An 18,414-nucleotide genomic window follows, 5' to 3' on the forward strand; every position below is an offset into this window, starting at 1 on the left:
ACCAACAGCTGGAGACCCTGATGAGTCCCTTTTTACGCGCCTATTTTTCCCGTCTGGGCTGGACGGGAGAGCCTGATGTTTCTATTGATACCTTGCGCCAACTGCATCTGCAGCATAACAGCGCTATCCCTTTCGAAAACCTCGACGTCCTGCTGCCGCGCGAGATCCATCTTGACGACCTGGCGCTGGAAGCGAAGCTGATCGCCGGCCGACGCGGGGGGTATTGTTTTGAACAAAATGGCCTGCTGGAGCGCGCGCTGCGCGAAATAGGCTTTAATGTCCGCAGCCTGCTGGGCCGGGTGGTGCTGGCCAATCCGCCGCAGATGCCGCCGCGCACCCATCGTTTATTGCTGGTGGAAGTGGCGGGCGAGCGCTGGATCGCCGACGTTGGCTTCGGCGGCCAGACGCTGACCGCGCCGATTAAGCTGCTGGCCGATATCCCGCAGCAGACGCCGCATGGCAGCTATCGTCTGGTGCATGAAGGGGATGAGTGGACGCTGCAGTTCAACCATCACGAGCATTGGCAGTCGATGTACCATTTCGATTTAGGTCGCCAGTATGCGTCTGATTATGTGATGGGTAACTTCTGGTCGGCGCACTGGCCGCAGTCACACTTTCGTCACCACCTGCTGATGTGTCGTCATCTGCCGGACGGCGGCAAAATGACCCTTACCAATTTCCACTTTACCCACTGGGAAAATAACCACGTGGTGGAGAAGGTCGATTTTGCCGATGTCTCCGCGCTGTACGAAGGGCTGCAAACCCGCTTCGGCCTGGGCGTGGACGATCCTAAACATGGCTTCAGCGAAGCGGCGCTGGCGGCGGTGATGGCGGCTTTCGATACGCATCCGGAAGCCGGGAAGTAAATTTCCTCATGCCCGGCAGCGCTGCGCTGACCGGGCCTGGGGAAAGATATCGAAGGGAGATAGAAGCGTTTATGTAGGCCGGGTAAGGCGTAGCCGCGATCCGGTAAACTAACGGCACAACGCGTTAAATGGCTTCCGCCAGCAGCCAATGCCTGCGATGGAACTACGCCGCGCCATAGAGGATCGTTATCGTCGTAATGTCAAAGTCAGCTAAAACAATTCCAGAGTAATCATCTTATTCAAATAACGGCTAAACGCCGTCTCGTCCAGGGTCTGGGTGCCGAGGGCGTAAATCCCGTCGAGGCCGCACACCAGGGCGATAAAACGCCAGGCGATATCCGCCGGCGGCTCGGTCGAATGAAACTCACCGCAGGCGAGGCCCTGCTCAACGATCGCCACGGTCTCGGCATGCCACATGGTCATGGTTAGCAGGTAGGCCGCTTTGATGTCCGGGTCGCTGTCGGCCAGTACCTGGCCTTCCCGCCACAGGCGGATATAGGGTTCCAGCCGGCCATCCTCGCTGCCGATCATCGAGAATAACCGCTCGCGCCAGCTGGCGTCCTCGGCCACCAGCGGCATGTCGAGCATCTCGCGGATAAGACGGATGAACACCTGGGACTTCAGCTCGCCGATGGAGGAGAAGTGGTGGTGCAGTTGCCCGGCGGCCACTTGCGCTTCGCGGGCGATCTGCCGGACGGTCATGGCGCTGAAGCCGCCGCGCAGCGCCAGGCGCATGGCGGCCTGCATAATCCCTTCCCGTCGCTCATCCCGCTGTAAATAGTGCATAGAACCCCGCTGATATCTGGCTTTGGCCGAGTGTAACAAAAAGTTGGACATGCGTTCAACAATCCGGCAGGATCGCCATCCTGGACGTGTGTCCAAGTTTTAACATTGAGGTACAAGCTATGTCACGGCAATGGATGACGCTGATGGCGATTTTGCTGGTTTATATTCCGGTGGCGATTGACGCCACGGTGTTGCATGTGGCCGCGCCGACCCTCAGCGTCGCGCTGGGCAGCAGCGGCAATGAGCTGCTGTGGATCATTGATATCTATTCATTGGTGATGGCCGGGATGGTGCTGCCGATGGGCGCCCTTGGCGATAAAATCGGCTTTAAACGTCTGCTGCTGCTCGGCAGCGCTATTTTTGGCGTCGCCTCGCTGTGCGCCGCACTGTCGCCGACGGCTCTGACGCTGATTGCCTCCCGTGCCCTGCTGGCGGTGGGGGCGGCGATGATCGTGCCGGCGACGCTGGCCGGCATCCGCAGCACCTTTGCCGAGGCCAGCCAGCGCAATATGGCGCTGGGGCTGTGGGCGGCGGTGGGCTCCGGCGGCGCGGCCTTTGGCCCGCTGGTGGGCGGCATGCTGTTGGAGCATTTCTACTGGGGATCGGTGTTCCTGATCAACGTACCGATTGTGCTGGTGGTTATCGCGATTAACGCGAAAGTGGTGCCGCGCCAGCCCGCGCGCCGCGACCAGCCGCTGAACCTGCTGCAGGCGCTCATTTTGATTGCGGCGATCCTGATGCTGGTGTTTAGCGCCAAATCGGCCCTGAAGGGCCAGCTGGCGTTGTGGCTCACCGCGCTGGTGGCGATCGGCGGGGCGGCGATGCTCACCTGGTTTATCCGCAAACAGCTGTCGGCGGCCCGGCCGATGGTGGATATGCGACTGTTCACTCATCGCATTATTTTAAGCGGGGTGATGATGGCGATGACTGCCCTGATTACCCTGGTGGGTTTTGAGCTGTTGATGGCTCAGGAGCTGCAGTTTGTGCATCAGAAAACGCCGTTCGAGGCGGGGATGTTTATGCTGCCGGTGATGGTGGCCAGCGGCTTTAGCGGGCCGATTGCCGGGATGCTGGTGTCGAAGCTCGGGCTGCGCGAGGTGGCGACCGGCGGGATGTTGCTCAGCGCCTTCAGCTTTCTGGGCCTGGCGCTGACCGATTTCAGCACTCAGCAATGGCTGGCCTGGGGGCTGATGACGCTGCTGGGCTTTAGCGTCGCCAGCGCGCTGCTGGCCTCCAGCTCCGCCATTATGGCGGCGGCGCCGAAGGAGAAAGCGGCGGCGGCCGGGGCGATCGAAACCATGGCCTATGAGCTGGGCGCTGGCCTCGGCATTGCCCTGTTCGGCCTGATCCTGACCCGCAGCTACAGCGCCACCATTGTGCTACCGTCCGGGCTGAATGAGACCATGGCGCAGCGGGCGTCGTCATCGATCGGCGAGGCGGTCAGCCTGACCCAGGCGCTACCCGCCGGGGTGGCGGAGGCGCTGATGGCGGCGGCGAAGGCGGCCTTTACCCAGGCGCACAGTCTGGTGCTGGCGACAGCGGGGGTCATGCTTCTGCTGCTGGCCGCCGGGATCTGGCGCAGCCTCGCCACGGTGACGAAGCCGCAGACGGCGCTATAGCTGTAGCGACAGGTCCATCGCCGCGCGGCGTAGCGGGGCGAGGGCCTTCTCTTTTAACGCCGCGGCGCTGACCGTCGCGGCCGGCACCCCGACATTCAGCGCGGCCACCACCCGGCCATGACGCGACAGCACCGGCACCGCCAGCGAGCACAGGCCCACCTCTATCTGCCGGTCGGCGAGGGCATAGCCCTGCATGCGCACCCGATCAATCTCCGCGCGTAGCCCGGCCATATCGCACAGGGTGTGTGGGGTGTAGCGAATGAGCACGGCGCGTGACAGTGTCACCTCCAGCTGCTCTTCCGGCAGCGCGCTGAGCAATACCCGACCCATCGACGTCGCCCACGCCGGCAGGCGGCTGCCGCGTCCGATATCGACGCTCAATAAATTATTCACCGCCGCGCGGGCAATATAGAGCACGTTATCCCCGTCGAGCGTCGCCGCCGAACAGGATTCGCCGAGGGCTTTGCCGAGGCTGTCCAGCGCCGTCTGCGCCACTTTCGCCAGCGGGGTGCCGGCGAGATAGGCATGGCCCACCGCCAGCACACGGGGGAGCAGCTCATAATGGCGGCCATCCGGGCTATGGACCATGCCCAGCGCGGCGAGGGTATACAGGCAGCGGCGTACCGCCGCGCGGGAAATTTGCGTTTTCTGGCTTAACTGGGAAATGGTCAGCCGCTGACGCTGTGGGGTGAAGGCGTTAAGCACCTCCAGACCGCGGGCCAGAGACAGCATAAAGTTGGGATCGTGCTCGGCCTGCCTGGCGCTCAGCGTATTGGGGATATTGTCGCTCATCGCATCCTTCTCCGTTGCAGCGTAAAGCTCACGGCAGATCACTATACCTTGCGCAAAATGGGGCGCGCTGAATTGTGCCGGTTTTACCACCACGATCACATTAATAACCGTCTTTTAACAAACGCGTCGATAATCGCACAACATTTCGATTATCGCCGTTGACCATCCGCCAGGCCGAACCCTATTGTCAATGGCACAGCCCCCCCCGTTATGGATGTGGGTACAAAAAGTTATACATCTCATCAGGAAGCGAAAATGACTGCCACCGTAGAACGTATTGAGAGCTGGATTGTGGATGTCCCAACCATCCGGCCACATAAATTGTCGATGACCACCATGGGATGTCAGACGCTGGTGATCGTGCGCCTTACCCGCTCCGACGGCATCTGCGGCATTGGCGAGGCCACCACCATCGGCGGCTTGAGCTATGGCGTCGAGAGCCCGGAGGCTATCTCGTCGGCGATAACGCATTACCTGACGCCGCTGCTGCTGGGGCAACCGGCTGATAACCTGAATGCGCTGACCGCCCGCATGAACAGCGCCATTAAAGGCAACACTTTTGCCAGGTCCGCCATTGAAACCGCGCTGCTGGATGCCCAGGGCAAAGCGCTGGGGCTGCCGGTGTCGGCGCTGCTCGGCGGCGCGCTGCAAACGGCGTTGCCGGTGCTGTGGACGTTAGCCAGCGGCGATACCGCGAAAGATATTGCCGAAGGGGAAAAACTGTTAGCCGAGCGGCGCCATCAGGCTTTCAAGCTGAAAATTGGCGCACGCGAATTAGCGACCGACCTGCGCCATACTCGCGCCATTGTGGAGGCGCTAGGGGATCGCGCCAGCATCCGCGTCGACGTCAATCAGGCCTGGGACGCCGCAACCGGCGCGAAAGGCTGCCGCGAGCTGGCGGCGATGGGCGTCGACCTCATCGAACAGCCGGTCAGCGCCCACGACAACGCGGCGCTGGTGCGGTTAAGCCAGCATATTGAAACCGCGATCCTCGCCGACGAAGCGGTGGCCACCGCTTACGATGGCTATCAACTGGCGCAGCAGGGCTTTACCGGCGCTTACGCGCTGAAAATCGCCAAGGCCGGCGGACCGAACAGCGTACTGGCGCTGGCCCGCGTCGCCCAGGCGGCGGGTATTGGCCTGTATGGCGGCACCATGCTGGAGGGGACCGTCGGGACTGTCGCCTCGCTACACGCCTGGTCGACGCTGCCGCTGCAGTGGGGCACCGAAATGTTCGGCCCGCTGTTGCTGAAAGACGATATCGTCAGCGTACCGCTCTCCTTTGCCTACGGCGAGGTGGTGCTCCCGCAAATCCCGGGTCTTGGCGTCGAGCTGGATGAAGACAAACTGCGTTTTTACACCCGCCAGGCGTAGCGGGAAACAGGAGAAACAGATGCTATTTAAAGTGGATATGACCGTGAATATACCGCTCGGCTTTCCCGTCGCCGAAGCGGAGGAAATAAAACAACGCGAAAAAGCCTATTCGCAACAATTACAGCGGGAAGGCAAATGGCGACATATCTGGCGCGTCGCCGGTCTTTACGCCAATGTCAGTATTTTCGATGTCAAAGATACCGAAGAGTTACATCAAATATTAATGGGATTGCCGCTGTATCCTTTTATGGATATTCGCGTCGAGGCGCTGTGCCGCCATCCCTCGTCTGTTCGTGACGATGATAGCTAATAATAATAACACCTGACCTCATGCCGGGGTGACCCGGTAAATACCCTACAACGATAAGAGAGAATAATAATGAGTAATGCTTTCGTACAACAAGAAGCCGTGCAGAAATTATTACGTGAAGGGGCGGGTTTACACGTCCCTGGCGGAAACGAACGTTTTAAAGCCATTATTCACCGTCTGCTGGAGAATATCTGTACGCTGATCGACGACTATAACATCACCGAAGAAGAGTTCTGGCATGCGGTGAACTATCTGCATGCGCTGGGTGGTCGTCAGGAGGCGGCGCTGCTGGCGGCAGGGCTGGGTCTGGAGCATTTCCTCGACCTGCGTCAGGACGCCATCGACGCAGCGGCGCGCCGGGAAACCGGCACCCCGCGCACCATCGAAGGGCCGCTGTATGTGGCCAATGCGCCGCTGGCCGAAGGTCACGCCCGGATGGATGATGGCGCCGACCCGGGGGAAGTGATGTGGCTGCATGGCCAGGTCAAAGATACCGAGGGCCGGCCGGTGGCCAACGCCATCGTCGATATCTGGCACGCCAATACCCTCGGCAATTACTCCTTCTTCGACCCGAGCCAGAGCGAATACAACCTGCGCCGTCGGATCCGCACCGGCGCCGATGGCCGCTATAGCGTGCGCAGCATCCTGCCTTCCGGCTACGGCTGTCCGCCGGATGGACCAACGCAGAAATTGCTGGATCAGTTAGGCCGCCACGGCAACCGTCCGGCGCATATTCACTTCTTCGTCTCCGCGTCGGGGCATAAACATCTCACCAGCCAGATCAACCTCAGCGGCGATAAATACCTGTGGGATGATTTTGCCTTCGCCACCCGCGACGGTCTGATTGCCGACCCGATTAAAGTGACGGACAGCGAGACTATCGCGCAGCGCGACCTTGAGGGAGAGCACACTGAGGTCTGTTTTGATTTCACCCTGTGTAAAGCGCTCAGCGCCGACGAAGAGCAGCGCGGCGCCCGCCTGCGCGCCAAAGCGTAATCTGCTGTAACGGCCCCGGGCACGCGGTTGCCCGGGCCAGACATTGCACCTGAAAGCTAACAATTCACCCGGTTTATTTCATCCTGAATACCGCAGGAGGGACTGACTCATGCAAAAAACGCTATCAGCGCTTAAAGACAAAATTAACAACGCCTTAATTGTCGATCGTGAAAATCATATTTACCGCTGCCACCGGTCGATATTTACCGACCCGCAGCTGTTTGAATTTGAAATGAAGCATATCTTCGAAGGTAACTGGGTATTTCTCGCCCATGAAAGCCAAATTGCCGAACCGGGTGATTATTATACCCTGACGCTGGGGCGTCAGCCGGTGATTATTACCCGCGATAAAAAGCATGAGCTGCATGCGTTAATTAACAGCTGCGCTCATCGCGGCGCCATGTTATGTCGACGGAAAACCGGGAATAAAAACTCTTTTACCTGTCCGTTTCACGGCTGGACCTTCAGCAATAACGGCAAATTATTAAAAGCCAAAGATGAAAGCACCGGCGCTTATCCTGACACCTTCAAACAGGAAGGATCTCACGACCTGCAAAAGCTGCCGCGTTTTCAGTCCTATCGCGGTTTCTTATTCGGTAGTCTCAGTGCCGACGTGCAGCCGCTGGAAGCCTATCTCGGGGAAACTTGTAAAATCATCGATCTGATCGTCGACCAGGCGCCGAAGGGGCTGGAAGTGCTCAAGGGTTCGTCGAGCTACGTTTACGAAGGCAACTGGAAGCTGGGCGCGGAGAACGGCGCTGATGGCTACCATGTCAGCGTAGTGCACTGGAACTACGCCTCCACCATGTCACGCCGCAACTATGAAGCGCAAGGCACCCATGCGGTGGACGCCAACGGCTGGTCAAAAAGCCTCGGCGGCGGCTACGGATTTGATAACGGCCATATGCTGCTGTGGACCCGGGCGCTGAACCCGGAGGTGCGCCCGGTGTATGCCCATCGCGAGCGTCTGCAGGCGGAATTCGGCGAACGGCGCGCCGACCAGATGGTCAACGAAACCCGCAACCTATGCCTGTACCCCAACGTCTATCTGATGGATCAATTCTCCACCCAGATCCGCGTCATTCGTCCGCTGGCGGTGGACAAAACCGAAGTCACTATCTGGTGCTTTGCCCCGAAGGGGGAATCCGACCAGGCGCGGGCCCTGCGTATCCGCCAGTATGAAGATTTCTTTAATGTTAGCGGGATGGGCACCCCGGACGATCTCGAAGAGTTCAGCGCCTGTCAGCGCGGCTATCTCGGTGAAAATCTGGCGTGGAGCGATCTCAGCCGCGGCGCGCTGCGCTGGGTCGATGGTCCGGATGAGCATGCGCAGCACGCCGGATTTAATCCGCGCTTAAGCGGCGTGAAATCGGAGGACGAGGCGCTGTACATCGCCCATCACCATCACTGGCAGACGCTGATGCTCGCGGCGATTGAACAAGAGCAGCAGCGCTATGACCAGTCGATCACCCAGCGTGTGGAGGTGGCCTGATGCTGAACCTCGAACAGGTACGCCAGTTTCTCTATTACGAAGCCCGTCTGCTGGATGACCGTCAGTGGGATGAATGGCTCAGCTGCTACAGCCCGCAGGTGATCTACTGGATGCCGGCGTGGGGCGACGACGATCAGCTGACGCGCGACCCGCAAAAAGAGATTTCACTTATCTACTACCCCAACCGGGAAGGACTGGAGGATCGTGTCTATCGCATTAAAACCGAACGTTCCGGCGCCAGCACGCCGGAGCCGCGGACCACCCATATCATCAGCAACGTCGAACTGCTGGGGGAGAGCGACGAGGGGCTGGAGGTGCGTTACAGCTGGGTGACCTGGAGCCACCGCTATCAGCACACCGATGCCTTTTTCGGCGCCACCTGCTGCACGCTGACCGAGCAGGACGGCCGGCCGCAGATCGTGCGCAAAACCGTGCGCCTGAATAACGACTATATCCGTCAGGTGATTGACGTTTACCACATTTAAGAGGCGCCTATGACCTTCACTATTGCTCTTAATTTTGAGGACGGTATCACCCGCTTTATTCAATGCCATGCCGGAGAGAAAGTCCTGGATGCTGCCTATCGGCAGAAGGTGAATCTGCCGATGGACTGCTCGGACGGCGTGTGCGGCACCTGCAAATGCCACTGCGCCAGCGGGGAATACGATCTCGGCGAGGAGTATCTCGACGAGGCGTTAAGCGATGAGGAAGCGCAGGCCCGCCAGGTGCTGACCTGCCAGATGGTGCCGACCAGCGACTGCGTTGTCGATGTGCCGGTGGCCGCCGCGCAGTGTAAAACCGCCCTGACGAACACCGGGGCGCAGGTGCGACAGGTGAATTGTCTGTCCGATACCGCCATCGAGCTGGTGGTCGCCCTCGATGAGCCGCTGGACTTCCTGGCGGGGCAGTACGTCAACATTCAGGTGCCAGGCACGCCGCACGTTCGCGCCTATTCCTTCAGCTCACGGCCAGGCTCGGCAGAAGGGCGTTTCCTGATCCGTAACGTGCCCGGCGGCATGATGAGCCAGTGGTTAACCCTGCAGGCGCGGCCCGGCGATCGTCTTACCCTCAGCGGCCCGATGGGCAGCTTCTATCTGCGCCACGGCGAACGTCCGTTGCTGATGCTGGCCGGCGGTACCGGGCTGGCGCCGCTGCTCTCCATGCTCGAGACCTTGCAGGCGCAGAACGCCGCGCGCCCGGTGACCCTGATGTATGGCGTCACGCGCGACGCGGATCTGGTGAAGACCGAGGCGCTGGAGGCATTCCGTCAGCAGTTAACCCACTTTCGCTGGCTGCCGGTGGTGGCGGATGAAAACAGTCCTTGCCCGCAGCGCGGCTTCGTCACCGACCATCTTAACGACGCCATGCTGAATAATGGCGAGGTCGATATCTACCTTTGCGGCCCGCCGCCGATGGTCAACGCGGTCGCCACGGCGCTGCGCGAGCGAGGGATCACCCCGGCGGGCTTCTGGTACGAGAAATTTATCGCCAGCCAGAGCGCGGCGGCATAAGGAGGCAGTATGCGTTTTAGCGATAAAGTGGTCGCCATCACCGGCGCGGCCCAGGGCATTGGCCGACAAACCGCGGAGCAGGCGGCTGCGGAAGGCGCGGCTCTGCTGCTCATCGATCGTTCGCCCTGGGTGCATGAGCTGGCGGCGACGCTGGCTCAGTCCGGCAGTCAGGTGCTGGCGCTGGAGGCGGACCTGGAACAGTGGCCGAGCGCCGAGCAGGCGTTTGCCGACGGGGTGGCGCATTTTGGCCGCATCGATGTGTTAATCAATAACGTCGGGGGGACCATTTGGGCGCGGCCGTTTGCCGAATATCAACCGGAGCAGATTGAGAAAGAGATCCGCCGCTCGCTGTTTCCTACCCTGTGGGGCTGCCGCGCGGCGCTGCCGTGGATGCTGAAGCAGGGCAAAGGCTGCATCGTCAATATCTCGTCGGTGGCGACAGCAGGGGTCAACCGGGTGCCTTATTCGGCGGCGAAGGGAGGTGTGAATGCGCTGACCCGGTCGATTGCCATGGAGTACAGCGGCAGCGGCATCCGCATCAATGCCGTCGCACCGGGCGGGACGGAGGCGCCGCCGCGCCTGACGCCGCGTAACGACGAGCAGCCCAGTGAACAGGAGAAGGCGTGGTATCAGCAGGTGGTCGATCAGACGGTGGTCAGCAGTCTGATGCACCGCTACGGCACGCTGGCGGAACAGGCAAACGCGATCCTGTTCCTCGCCAGCGATGAGGCCAGCTATATCACCGGCGTCACCCTCCCGGTAGCGGGCGGCGATCTCGGCTAACGGCGGGTCGCGTACCAGCAGAGCAGGGAGCCGAGACACACCATCCCGGCCCCCTGCCAGAACGACCACGATAGCGCGGCGCTAAGCAGGATCGCCGCCAGCGCGGAGGAGAGCACCGGGGTGAAGTAGGAGGCCGCCGCCAGCAGGCTGACGTTGCCGTGGAGGATCCCCACGTTCCACGCGGCGTAGGCCAGACCGAGCGCCACCGCTACCGTCAGCAGCTTGATGCTGACCGGCCAGCTAAAGACCATCGGCGGCTGCGGCGTGGCGAGAAACTTCAGCCATAGCGTCAGCGCGGTTAACAGGACGAACAGGGTAATGGCATTTTTGCCACGGGCATATTTGGCCGTTACCGTGCAGTAGGCCGCCCAGATAAAGGCGCCGATAAAGGCCAGCAGATAGCTGAGCGGACTGGAGATGACGTTGCTGATAATCTCCTCCAGCTGCAGGCCGTGCTCACCCCCCAACACCCAGCCGACGCCAAGCAGGGCGAGAAGCAAACCGGGGATCACCAGCCAGCTGCTTTTCTGACCATTAAACAGGATGGCGAACAGGATGGTCAGGCTGGGCCACAGGTAATTGACCATCCCCACCTCAATCGCCTGTTGACGGCTGGCGGCATAGCCCAGGGACAGCGCGAGGCAGATTTCATAGCTGACAAACAGCACGCTGCCGGCCAGCAGATAGCGGCGCGGGATCTGGCGCAGGTTGGGAAAACCAACGGTAAAAATCAGCAGCAGGCCGCTGAGGCTGTAAATCATCGCCGCGCCGCCGACCGGGCCCAGTCCTTCGCTGACGCCGCGAATCAATCCGACCATCGTGCTCCATAAAATAATGGCGGCGAAGCCGATGGTCGTGGCTCTCTTTTTCTCCATGCTTATCCTGAGGGTTACGCGAATGCAGCCGGCATATATATCATCTTTTGACCGCCGCGGGGCGAAATTTTCCGCCATGGGTAACCCCTGGGGATTAGTGAAAACGGCCGCGGCTGGCGATTAAGGGGGAGTGGGTTTTGCTCCTTGATTTGACGCAAATTTTCCCGGGATTTTACTGTTAGTTTCCTCCGCGCGATGAATCAACATCCTGCATGGAGGAATGCAATGGACGTCAGCCGCAGAAAGTTCTTTAAGATCTGCGCAGGCGGTATGGCCGGAACCACAGCTGCCGCCCTGGGCTTTGCCCCCAAAATGGCGCTGGCTCAGGCACGCAACTACAAATTGCTGCGTGCGAAAGAGATCCGCAACACCTGCACTTACTGCTCCGTTGGCTGCGGGCTATTAATGTATAGCCTCGGCGACGGCGCGAAAAACGCCAAAGAAGCGATTTACCATATCGAAGGAGATCCGGACCATCCGGTGAGCCGCGGCGCGCTATGCCCGAAAGGCGCCGGCCTGCTGGACTATGTCCACAGTGATAACCGCCTGCGCTACCCGGAGTACCGCGCCCCGGGATCCGATAAATGGCAGCGACTCTCCTGGGATGAAGCCTTCAGCCGCATTGCCCGGCTGATGAAAGCCGACCGCGACGCCAACTTTATGGAAAAGAACGAGCAGGGCGCGACGGTTAACCGCTGGCTTTCCACCGGTATGCTGTGCGCCTCGGCGGCGAGTAATGAGACCGGCATGCTGACGCAAAAATTTGTGCGATCGCTCGGCATGCTGGCGGTAGACAACCAGGCGCGCGTCTGACACGGACCAACGGTAGCAAGTCTTGCTCCAACATTTGGTCGCGGTGCGATGACTAACCACTGGGTGGATATCAAAAACGCGAACGTCGTGGTGGTGATGGGCGGTAACGCCGCGGAAGCCCACCCGGTGGGATTCCGCTGGGCGATGGAGGCGAAGAACAACAACGACGCCACGCTTATCGTCGTCGACCCGCGCTTTACGCGCACTGCGTCGGTGGCCGATATCTATGCGCCGATTCGCTCCGGTACCGACATTACCTTCCTGTCGGGGGTGCTGCTGTACCTGATCGAACATAACAAAATCAATGCCGAGTACGTGAAGCACTACACCAACGCCAGCCTGCTGGTGCGGGATGATTTTGCCTTCGAAGAGGGGCTGTTCAGCGGCTATGATGCGGACAAACGCCAGTATGATAAATCGTCCTGGAACTACCAGTTCGATGAAAACGGCTACGCCAAACGCGATGAGACGCTAAGCCATCCGCGCTGCGTGTGGAATCTGCTGAAGCAGCACGTTTCCCGTTACACGCCAGAGGTGGTCGAAAACATCTGCGGTACGCCGAAAGCGGACTTCCTCAAGGTGTGCGATGTGCTGGCCTCAACCAGCGCCGCCGATCGCACCACCACCTTCCTGTATGCCCTGGGCTGGACGCAGCACACCGTCGGCGCGCAGAACATTCGCACCATGGCGATGATCCAATTGCTGCTCGGCAATATGGGCATGGCCGGCGGTGGCGTGAATGCCCTGCGCGGTCACTCTAATATTCAGGGGCTGACCGACCTTGGCCTGCTGTCTACCAGCCTGCCAGGCTACCTGACCCTGCCTTCTGAAAAGCAGCCGGATCTGCAGACGTACCTGGCGGCCAACACGCCAAAAGCGACCCTGCCGGACCAGGTGAACTACTGGAGCAATTACCCGAAATTCTTTGTCAGCCTGATGAAATCCTTCTACGGCGAGGCGGCGCAAAAAGAGAACGACTGGGGCTTTGAGTGGTTACCGAAGTGGGACCAGGCTTACGACGTTATCAAATACTTCAACATGATGGATAACGGCAAAGTCACTGGCTATATCTGCCAGGGCTTTAACCCGGTCGCGTCCTTCCCGGACAAAAACAAAGTGGTTCGCAGCCTGAGCAAGCTGAAGTATATGGTGGTTATCGATCCGCTGGTCACCGAAACTTCCACTTTCTGGCAGAACCACGGCGAGTCTAATGACGTCGACCCCTCGACGATTCAGACGGAAGTCTTCCGCCTGCCATCGACCTGCTTTGCCGAAGAGGACGGTTCGATCGCCAACTCCGGCCGCTGGCTGCAGTGGCACTGGAAAGGTCAGGATGCCCCAGGTGAAGCACGTAACGACGGCGAGATCCTGGCCGGGATTTACCATCGCCTGCGCGAACTGTACCGCACCGAAGGCGGGAAGGGTGCGGAACCCCTGCTGAAGATGAGCTGGCGCTATAAGCAGCCGGACCATCCGGAATCGGAAGAAGTCGCGAAAGAGAACAACGGCTACGCACTGGCGGATCTTTATGACGCCAACGGCACCCTGGTGGCGAAAAAAGGCCAGCTGCTGAACAGCTTCGCGCTGCTGCGTGACGACGGGACGACGGCGTCTTCCTGTTGGATCTATGCCGGCAGCTGGACGGAGCAGGGCAACCAGATGGCGAATCGCGATAATGCCGACCCTTCGGGTCTGGGCAATACGCTGGGCTGGGCCTGGGCGTGGCCGCTTAATCGCCGGGTGCTCTATAACCGCGCTTCGGCCGATATCAACGGCAAGCCGTGGGATGCGAAGCGGATGCTGATCCAGTGGAACGGCAGCAAGTGGGTCGGGAATGATATTCCGGACTTCAATACCGCGCCGCCGGGGAGTAACACCGGGCCATTTATCATGCAGCAGGAGGGGCTGGGTCGCCTGTTCGCGCTGGATAAGCTGGCGGAAGGACCGTTCCCGGAACACTACGAGCCGATGGAAACCCCGCTTGGCACTAACCCGCTGCACCCGAAGGTGATCTCCAGCCCGGTGGTGCGTTTGTATGAAGAGGACGCCATCCGCTTAGGTAAGAAGGATAAGTTCCCGTATGTCGGGACCACCTATCGTCTGACCGAGCATTTCCATACCTGGACCAAGCATGCGCTGCTCAATTCCATCGCGCAGCCGGAACAGTTTGTCGAAATTAGCGAAGGGCTGGCAAAAGCGAAAGGGATTGCCAACGGCGACCGGGTGAAAGTCAGCAGCCAGCGCGGCTTTATTCGCGCGGTAGCGGTGGTGACGCGCCGCCTGCAAACGCTCAACGTCAACGGCCAGCAGGTGGAGACCGTCGGGATCCCGCTGCACTGGGGTTTTGAAGGCGTGGCTCGCAAAGGCTATATCGCTAACACCCTGACGCCGAACGTTGGCGATTCCAACTCGCAAACGCCGGAATATAAGGCGTTTCTGGTCAACATCGAGAAAGCGTAAGGAGCGATTCAATGGCGATGGAAACACAAGACATTATTAAACGCTCCGCGACCAACCCGATCACCCCCGCGCCGCGCGCGCGGGACCATAAAGCGGAAGTCGCCAAGCTTATCGATGTCTCCTCCTGCGTGGGCTGTAAAGCCTGCCAGGTGGCCTGCTCCGAATGGAATGACATCCGCGATGACGTGGGGCACTGCGTCGGGGTGTACGATAACCCGGCGGATCTTAGCGCCAAATCCTGGACGGTAATGCGCTTTAGCGAGACCGAACAGAACGGCAAGCTGGAGTGGCTTATCCGCAAGGATGGCTGTATGCACTGCGCAGAGCCGGGTTGTCTGAAGGCCTGCCCATCCGCCGGGGCGATTATTCAGTACGCCAACGGCATCGTCGATTTCCAGCAGGAAAACTGCATCGGCTGCGGCTACTGCATTGCTGGCTGTCCCTTTAACGTACCGCGTCTCAATAAAGAGGATAACCGGGTCTATAAATGCACCCTGTGCGTAGACCGGGTCAGCGTCGGTCAGGAACCGGCGTGCGTGAAAACCTGTCCTACCGGCGCGATCCACTTCGGTACGAAGAAAGAGATGCTGGAGGTGGCCGAGGAGCGGGTGGCTAAGCTGAAAAAACGCGGTTATGCCAGGGCCGGGATTTACAACCCGCAGGGCGTCGGCGGCACCCACGTGATGTACGTCCTGCATCATGCCGACCAGCCCGAGCTGTATCACAAGCTGCCGAAGGAACCGCAGATCGATACCAGTATCAATCTGTGGAAGGGGGCGCTGAAGCCGCTGTCGGCGGCGGGCTTTATCGCCACCTTTGCCGGGCTTATCTATCACTACATCGGTATCGGGCCGAACAAGGAAGTTGACGACGATGAGGAGAAGCATGATGAGTAAATCGAAGATGATTGTGCGCACGACCTTTATCGATCGCGCCTGTCACTGGACGGTGGTTATCTGTTTCTTCCTCGTGGCGCTGTCGGGAATATCGTTTTTCTTCCCGACGCTGCAGTGGCTGACCGAAACCTTCGGTACCCCGCAGATGGGGCGTATTCTGCACCCCTTCTTTGGCGTGCTGATTTTTATCGCCCTGATGTTTATGTTCGTGCGTTTTGTCCATCACAACATCCCGGATAAACAGGATATTCCGTGGCTGAAAGGCATTGTGGAGGTGCTGAAAGGCAACGAGCATAAGGTGGCGCGGGTCGGTAAATATAACGCCGGGCAGAAGATGATGTTCTGGACCATCATGAGCATGATTTTCGTGCTGCTGGTGACCGGGGTGATTATCTGGCGGCCCTGGTTTGCCCAATATTTCCCGATTCCGGTGATTCGCTATAGCCTGCTGATACACGCCACTTCAGCCATTATTCTGATCCACGCCATCCTTATCCATATGTATATGGCGTTCTGGGTGAAGGGGTCGATTAAGGGGATGATTGAAGGCAAAGTCAGCCGCCGCTGGGCGAAGAAACACCACCCGCGCTGGTATCGCGATGTCGAACGCCTTGAAGCGATGAAAGAGAGTCGCGAAGGGATGAAGTAAGCCTTCACGGCGCGAAACCCGCTCCGGAGATGTCGGAGCGGGTTCCCGGCAGTCAGCAGTTCGTGATAAGTGTATCGATTGAATCGATAACGCCCTGGCGCGCATGACTCAGATTGCAGACGAAATCCTGTGGCTGGATCCGTTTATTATTTAAGTTACTGATTATTGGCGTACAAAGTAAAAAGCTGTCAAATTCAATATTTATCCTTGGTACGACATGCTGATGCCAGCGTGGTAACTGTTGTGGTCGCATTAAAGGAATAATGACTCTCGAGGCCAGGTCTGCATAATAATCATTCTGCACAATCATATAATATGGCAGGGTTTTATTTGTCTGAGCAGAACAATTTCGATAAACATTGAATTGTTCAAGCATCATAGTACCCTGAAAAATTCATCATCAGTAAGAGTGCCTCCTTTTGCAATAAATTCATTCATTGCGGCAATGAATTCCTTGTGCTGTCTCTGTTTATCTGCTTCTCGTAAATCCTTACCTGGCTGTACTGACACCTTCTGGACGGGTACGTCAGTGGGTCTTTTACGTAGCGTATTACTTTTCATCATAGGCTCCTTGCGGTTGGTTCTGTGATTATTCACTTTACTCACTAAAAGATAAATGCCAGCAGTAACTTTAATGTTTATTTTGCGAGGCAGCTTCCAGAGGAAAGTAACCGCCTGAAATATTAATGGTTATAGTAATAAACCCGGCGCTGGTATTAACCAGCGCGGCGGGAAATAATCAGAACTTCTCCGGAATAAAGCGGAAGGGGAAATTGGTCTGTTTCATTTTGCCAATTTTGCGCTTCGGCAGCGTGACATGCTCCACTGGCAAGGCTTCGTAGGGTATCTGCGACAGCAGGTGGGTGATGATATTCAGACGCACCCGCTTTTTATCCTCGGAGCGGGCGACGAACCACGGCGCCCAGGCGGTGTCGGTGGCGGCGAACATGGCGTCGCGGGCGGCGGTATATTCATCCCAGCGGTTGAAAGACTTGATGTCCATCGGCGAGAGCTTCCAGATCTTGCGCCCGTCGTCGATACGATCCCGCAGGCGCCGCTCCTGCTCCTGCGGGGAGACCTCCAGCCAGTACTTGAGCAGGATAATGCCCGACTCGACCATGCCGCGCTCCACCATCGGCGCGCCGTCGAGAAACTTCTGCACCTCCTCCGGGGTACAAAAGCCCATCACGCGTTCGACGCCGGCGCGGTTGTACCAGCTGCGATCGAAAATCACGATTTCCCCAGCCGCCGGGAGATGCTTGATATAGCGCTGAAAATAGAGCTGACTTTTCTCGCGTTCGGTGGGCGAGGGTAAGGCGACGACCCGGAAGATACGCGGGCTGACGCGCTCGGTGATCGCCTTAATGGTGCCGCCTTTGCCGGCGCCGTCCCGGCCTTCAAAGACGATGCACACCTTCAGCCCTTTATGCACCACCCAGCGCTGCAGTTTCACCAGCTCCACGTGGAGCTTGCGCAACGCCTTCTCATACGCTTTATTGTCAAGCGGGGCGATCTTCACCGCCGCGTCGACCGGATTACCGCTTTTCTTATTACCCATCGCCATGCTCCGTGTTGCCGAGGTATCCCTTTGAAGTGTAATCCTTCACCGGCGAGGCGGTGGAAAATATTCCGCCCGGGACGGGTTAGCGGGCGCTCCCCGCGGCGATGACTTCCAGTCCCACCCGCTGCCCCCACGACAGCTCAAGGGTGTTACCGTCCGGGTCGGCAAAGAAAGCGAAATAGCCTACCGGATCGCCCAACTGCTCCGGTTCCCGACGCAAAACGCCTTCCCGCCGCGCCTGAGCGACTTTCTCATCGATCTCCGCCTGGGTGGCGCAGGCGACGCCGAGATGGCCGAACGGACCCAGCGGCGTGTCGGCAGGGTCATCACTTTGCACCAGCACCAGGGCGAAAGGTCGGGTGCGATCGCTGAGCCACGCCACTTTACGCGCCGAGGGGAGGTCGGGTTCGCGCTGGTGAATAACGGTCATCGCCGTATAGCGGGTATAAAAATCGATGCTGCTGGCCAGACAGCGGACGGTAAAGGCGACATGGGTAAAGCCGACATCAACATTTTGCATGGATGATTCTCCCGAGGTGAACGATGTCTCGACTTTACAACCTCAAGTAAACTTGAGATCAATCCGCGATGTATCCCTGCGTGCCCACCAATTTTTACAGGGGATTATCCA

Annotated in this window: 19 protein-coding genes; 12 read left to right on the forward strand and 7 right to left on the reverse strand. The window is 59.0% G+C overall.

Going from position 1 to position 18,414, the window contains the following annotated elements; genetic code table 11:
- The first annotated feature begins 20 nt into the window (after positions 1 to 20).
- A complete protein-coding gene (nhoA, locus tag KHQ24_RS22305; protein WP_004202712.1) occupies positions 21 to 866 on the forward strand; it encodes an N-hydroxyarylamine O-acetyltransferase in 846 nt (281 codons plus the stop codon).
- Between the two features lie 210 nt (positions 867 to 1,076).
- On the opposite strand, the gene KHQ24_RS22310 is transcribed toward nhoA, so the two are convergent.
- Entirely contained in the window at positions 1,077 to 1,652 is a 576-nt protein-coding gene (locus KHQ24_RS22310) for a TetR family transcriptional regulator (protein ID WP_043519679.1), read from the reverse strand.
- 119 nt (positions 1,653 to 1,771) lie between these two features.
- On the opposite strand from KHQ24_RS22310, the gene kmrA reads away from it, so the two are divergent.
- Positions 1,772 to 3,271, forward strand: coding sequence for an efflux MFS transporter KmrA (kmrA, locus tag KHQ24_RS22315; protein ID WP_043519647.1), 1,500 nt, complete (start codon positions 1,772 to 1,774; stop codon positions 3,269 to 3,271).
- Here kmrA and KHQ24_RS22320 read toward each other — a convergent pair.
- On the reverse strand, positions 3,266 to 4,156 hold the full coding sequence (locus KHQ24_RS22320) for an IclR family transcriptional regulator domain-containing protein (RefSeq protein ID WP_074186507.1): 891 nt from the start codon (positions 4,154 to 4,156) through the stop codon (positions 3,266 to 3,268). The two genes, kmrA and KHQ24_RS22320, sit on opposite strands and share 6 nt — an antisense overlap.
- Positions 4,157 to 4,273: 117 nt before the next feature.
- Between KHQ24_RS22320 and KHQ24_RS22325 the strand changes: the two genes are divergently transcribed.
- From KHQ24_RS22325 to benD, 7 genes are all read left to right on the forward strand, one after another.
- On the forward strand, positions 4,274 to 5,437 hold the full coding sequence (locus KHQ24_RS22325; RefSeq protein WP_072500750.1) for a muconate cycloisomerase family protein: 1,164 nt from the start codon (positions 4,274 to 4,276) through the stop codon (positions 5,435 to 5,437).
- Positions 5,438 to 5,456: 19 nt separating this feature from the next.
- Entirely contained in the window at positions 5,457 to 5,747 is a 291-nt protein-coding gene (gene catC / locus KHQ24_RS22330) for a muconolactone Delta-isomerase (protein WP_004202698.1), read from the forward strand.
- Positions 5,748 to 5,816: 69 nt separating this feature from the next.
- Positions 5,817 to 6,743 (forward strand): catechol 1,2-dioxygenase, encoded by a 927-nt coding sequence (gene catA / locus KHQ24_RS22335; RefSeq protein ID WP_064149940.1) that lies wholly within the window; start codon positions 5,817 to 5,819, stop codon positions 6,741 to 6,743.
- Positions 6,744 to 6,852: 109 nt separating this feature from the next.
- Complete coding sequence (locus KHQ24_RS22340; RefSeq protein ID WP_064149943.1) at positions 6,853 to 8,235, forward strand: Rieske 2Fe-2S domain-containing protein; 1,383 nt, start codon at positions 6,853 to 6,855, stop codon at positions 8,233 to 8,235.
- A complete protein-coding gene (benB, locus tag KHQ24_RS22345) occupies positions 8,235 to 8,720 on the forward strand; it encodes a benzoate 1,2-dioxygenase small subunit (RefSeq protein WP_023318372.1) in 486 nt (161 codons plus the stop codon). Before KHQ24_RS22340 ends, benB begins: the two co-directional genes overlap by 1 nt.
- A 9-nt stretch (positions 8,721 to 8,729) precedes the next feature.
- Entirely contained in the window at positions 8,730 to 9,746 is a 1,017-nt protein-coding gene (benC, locus tag KHQ24_RS22350; RefSeq protein WP_017900516.1) for a benzoate 1,2-dioxygenase electron transfer component BenC, read from the forward strand.
- A gap of 9 nt (positions 9,747 to 9,755) precedes the next feature.
- Positions 9,756 to 10,529, forward strand: coding sequence for a benzoate diol dehydrogenase BenD (benD, locus tag KHQ24_RS22355; RefSeq protein WP_048294924.1), 774 nt, complete (start codon positions 9,756 to 9,758; stop codon positions 10,527 to 10,529).
- Here the strand turns inward: benD and yddG are convergent.
- Complete coding sequence (yddG, locus tag KHQ24_RS22360) at positions 10,526 to 11,404, reverse strand: aromatic amino acid DMT transporter YddG (protein ID WP_032456120.1); 879 nt, start codon at positions 11,402 to 11,404, stop codon at positions 10,526 to 10,528. The two genes, benD and yddG, sit on opposite strands and share 4 nt — an antisense overlap.
- A 225-nt stretch (positions 11,405 to 11,629) precedes the next feature.
- Here yddG and fdnG point away from each other — a divergent pair, with 225 nt between their 5' ends.
- From fdnG to fdnI, 3 genes are read left to right on the forward strand one after another with little or no spacing between them, the layout of a single operon-like run.
- Positions 11,630 to 14,677 carry a formate dehydrogenase-N subunit alpha gene (gene fdnG, locus KHQ24_RS22365; protein ID WP_087847514.1) on the forward strand — a complete coding sequence of 1,016 codons (3,048 nt, stop codon included), beginning with the start codon at positions 11,630 to 11,632 and terminating at the stop codon, positions 14,675 to 14,677.
- Positions 14,678 to 14,688: 11 nt separating this feature from the next.
- Entirely contained in the window at positions 14,689 to 15,573 is an 885-nt protein-coding gene (fdxH, locus tag KHQ24_RS22370) for a formate dehydrogenase subunit beta (protein ID WP_043519640.1), read from the forward strand.
- A complete protein-coding gene (gene fdnI, locus KHQ24_RS22375) occupies positions 15,566 to 16,222 on the forward strand; it encodes a formate dehydrogenase-N subunit gamma (protein WP_043519639.1) in 657 nt (218 codons plus the stop codon). Before fdxH ends, fdnI begins: the two co-directional genes overlap by 8 nt.
- Before the next feature lie 52 nt (positions 16,223 to 16,274).
- Here the strand turns inward: fdnI and KHQ24_RS22380 are convergent, their stop codons facing one another.
- The 4 genes from KHQ24_RS22380 to KHQ24_RS22395 all read right to left on the reverse strand — a co-directional run bounded on the left by KHQ24_RS22380 (position 16,275) and on the right by KHQ24_RS22395 (position 18,303).
- Entirely contained in the window at positions 16,275 to 16,601 is a 327-nt protein-coding gene (locus tag KHQ24_RS22380; RefSeq protein ID WP_074194070.1) for a CcdB family protein, read from the reverse strand.
- Complete coding sequence (locus KHQ24_RS22385) at positions 16,598 to 16,783, reverse strand: hypothetical protein (RefSeq protein WP_004202675.1); 186 nt, start codon at positions 16,781 to 16,783, stop codon at positions 16,598 to 16,600. Before KHQ24_RS22385 ends, KHQ24_RS22380 begins: the two co-directional genes overlap by 4 nt.
- Before the next feature lie 178 nt (positions 16,784 to 16,961).
- A complete protein-coding gene (gene ppk2 / locus KHQ24_RS22390; protein WP_004202673.1) occupies positions 16,962 to 17,780 on the reverse strand; it encodes a polyphosphate kinase 2 in 819 nt (272 codons plus the stop codon).
- 85 nt (positions 17,781 to 17,865) lie between these two features.
- Positions 17,866 to 18,303, reverse strand: coding sequence for a VOC family protein (locus KHQ24_RS22395; protein ID WP_004202671.1), 438 nt, complete (start codon positions 18,301 to 18,303; stop codon positions 17,866 to 17,868).
- Positions 18,304 to 18,414: the final 111 nt, after the last annotated feature.

Origin of the sequence: Klebsiella sp. 54, from assembly GCF_018223875.1 — a bacterium.
In the GTDB taxonomy this organism is placed as follows: Bacteria; Pseudomonadota; Gammaproteobacteria; order Enterobacterales; family Enterobacteriaceae; genus Klebsiella; species Klebsiella quasipneumoniae.

Coding starts and splice junctions, on each gene's coding strand:
- KHQ24_RS22380 (WP_074194070.1), bottom strand. CDS start 16,601: ATGATGCTTGAACAATTCAATGTTTATCGAAATTGTTCTGCTCAGACA.
- ppk2 (WP_004202673.1), bottom strand. CDS start 17,780: ATGGGTAATAAGAAAAGCGGTAATCCGGTCGACGCGGCGGTGAAGATC.
- KHQ24_RS22385 (WP_004202675.1), bottom strand. CDS start 16,783: ATGAAAAGTAATACGCTACGTAAAAGACCCACTGACGTACCCGTCCAG.
- catA (WP_064149940.1), top strand. CDS start 5,817: ATGAGTAATGCTTTCGTACAACAAGAAGCCGTGCAGAAATTATTACGT.
- KHQ24_RS22395 (WP_004202671.1), bottom strand. CDS start 18,303: ATGCAAAATGTTGATGTCGGCTTTACCCATGTCGCCTTTACCGTCCGC.
- KHQ24_RS22340 (WP_064149943.1), top strand. CDS start 6,853: ATGCAAAAAACGCTATCAGCGCTTAAAGACAAAATTAACAACGCCTTA.
- kmrA (WP_043519647.1), top strand. CDS start 1,772: ATGTCACGGCAATGGATGACGCTGATGGCGATTTTGCTGGTTTATATT.
- nhoA (WP_004202712.1), top strand. CDS start 21: ATGAGTCCCTTTTTACGCGCCTATTTTTCCCGTCTGGGCTGGACGGGA.
- KHQ24_RS22325 (WP_072500750.1), top strand. CDS start 4,274: ATGGATGTGGGTACAAAAAGTTATACATCTCATCAGGAAGCGAAAATG.
- fdxH (WP_043519640.1), top strand. CDS start 14,689: ATGGCGATGGAAACACAAGACATTATTAAACGCTCCGCGACCAACCCG.
- benC (WP_017900516.1), top strand. CDS start 8,730: ATGACCTTCACTATTGCTCTTAATTTTGAGGACGGTATCACCCGCTTT.
- benB (WP_023318372.1), top strand. CDS start 8,235: ATGCTGAACCTCGAACAGGTACGCCAGTTTCTCTATTACGAAGCCCGT.
- catC (WP_004202698.1), top strand. CDS start 5,457: ATGCTATTTAAAGTGGATATGACCGTGAATATACCGCTCGGCTTTCCC.
- benD (WP_048294924.1), top strand. CDS start 9,756: ATGCGTTTTAGCGATAAAGTGGTCGCCATCACCGGCGCGGCCCAGGGC.
- yddG (WP_032456120.1), bottom strand. CDS start 11,404: ATGGAGAAAAAGAGAGCCACGACCATCGGCTTCGCCGCCATTATTTTA.
- KHQ24_RS22310 (WP_043519679.1), bottom strand. CDS start 1,652: ATGCACTATTTACAGCGGGATGAGCGACGGGAAGGGATTATGCAGGCC.
- fdnI (WP_043519639.1), top strand. CDS start 15,566: ATGAGTAAATCGAAGATGATTGTGCGCACGACCTTTATCGATCGCGCC.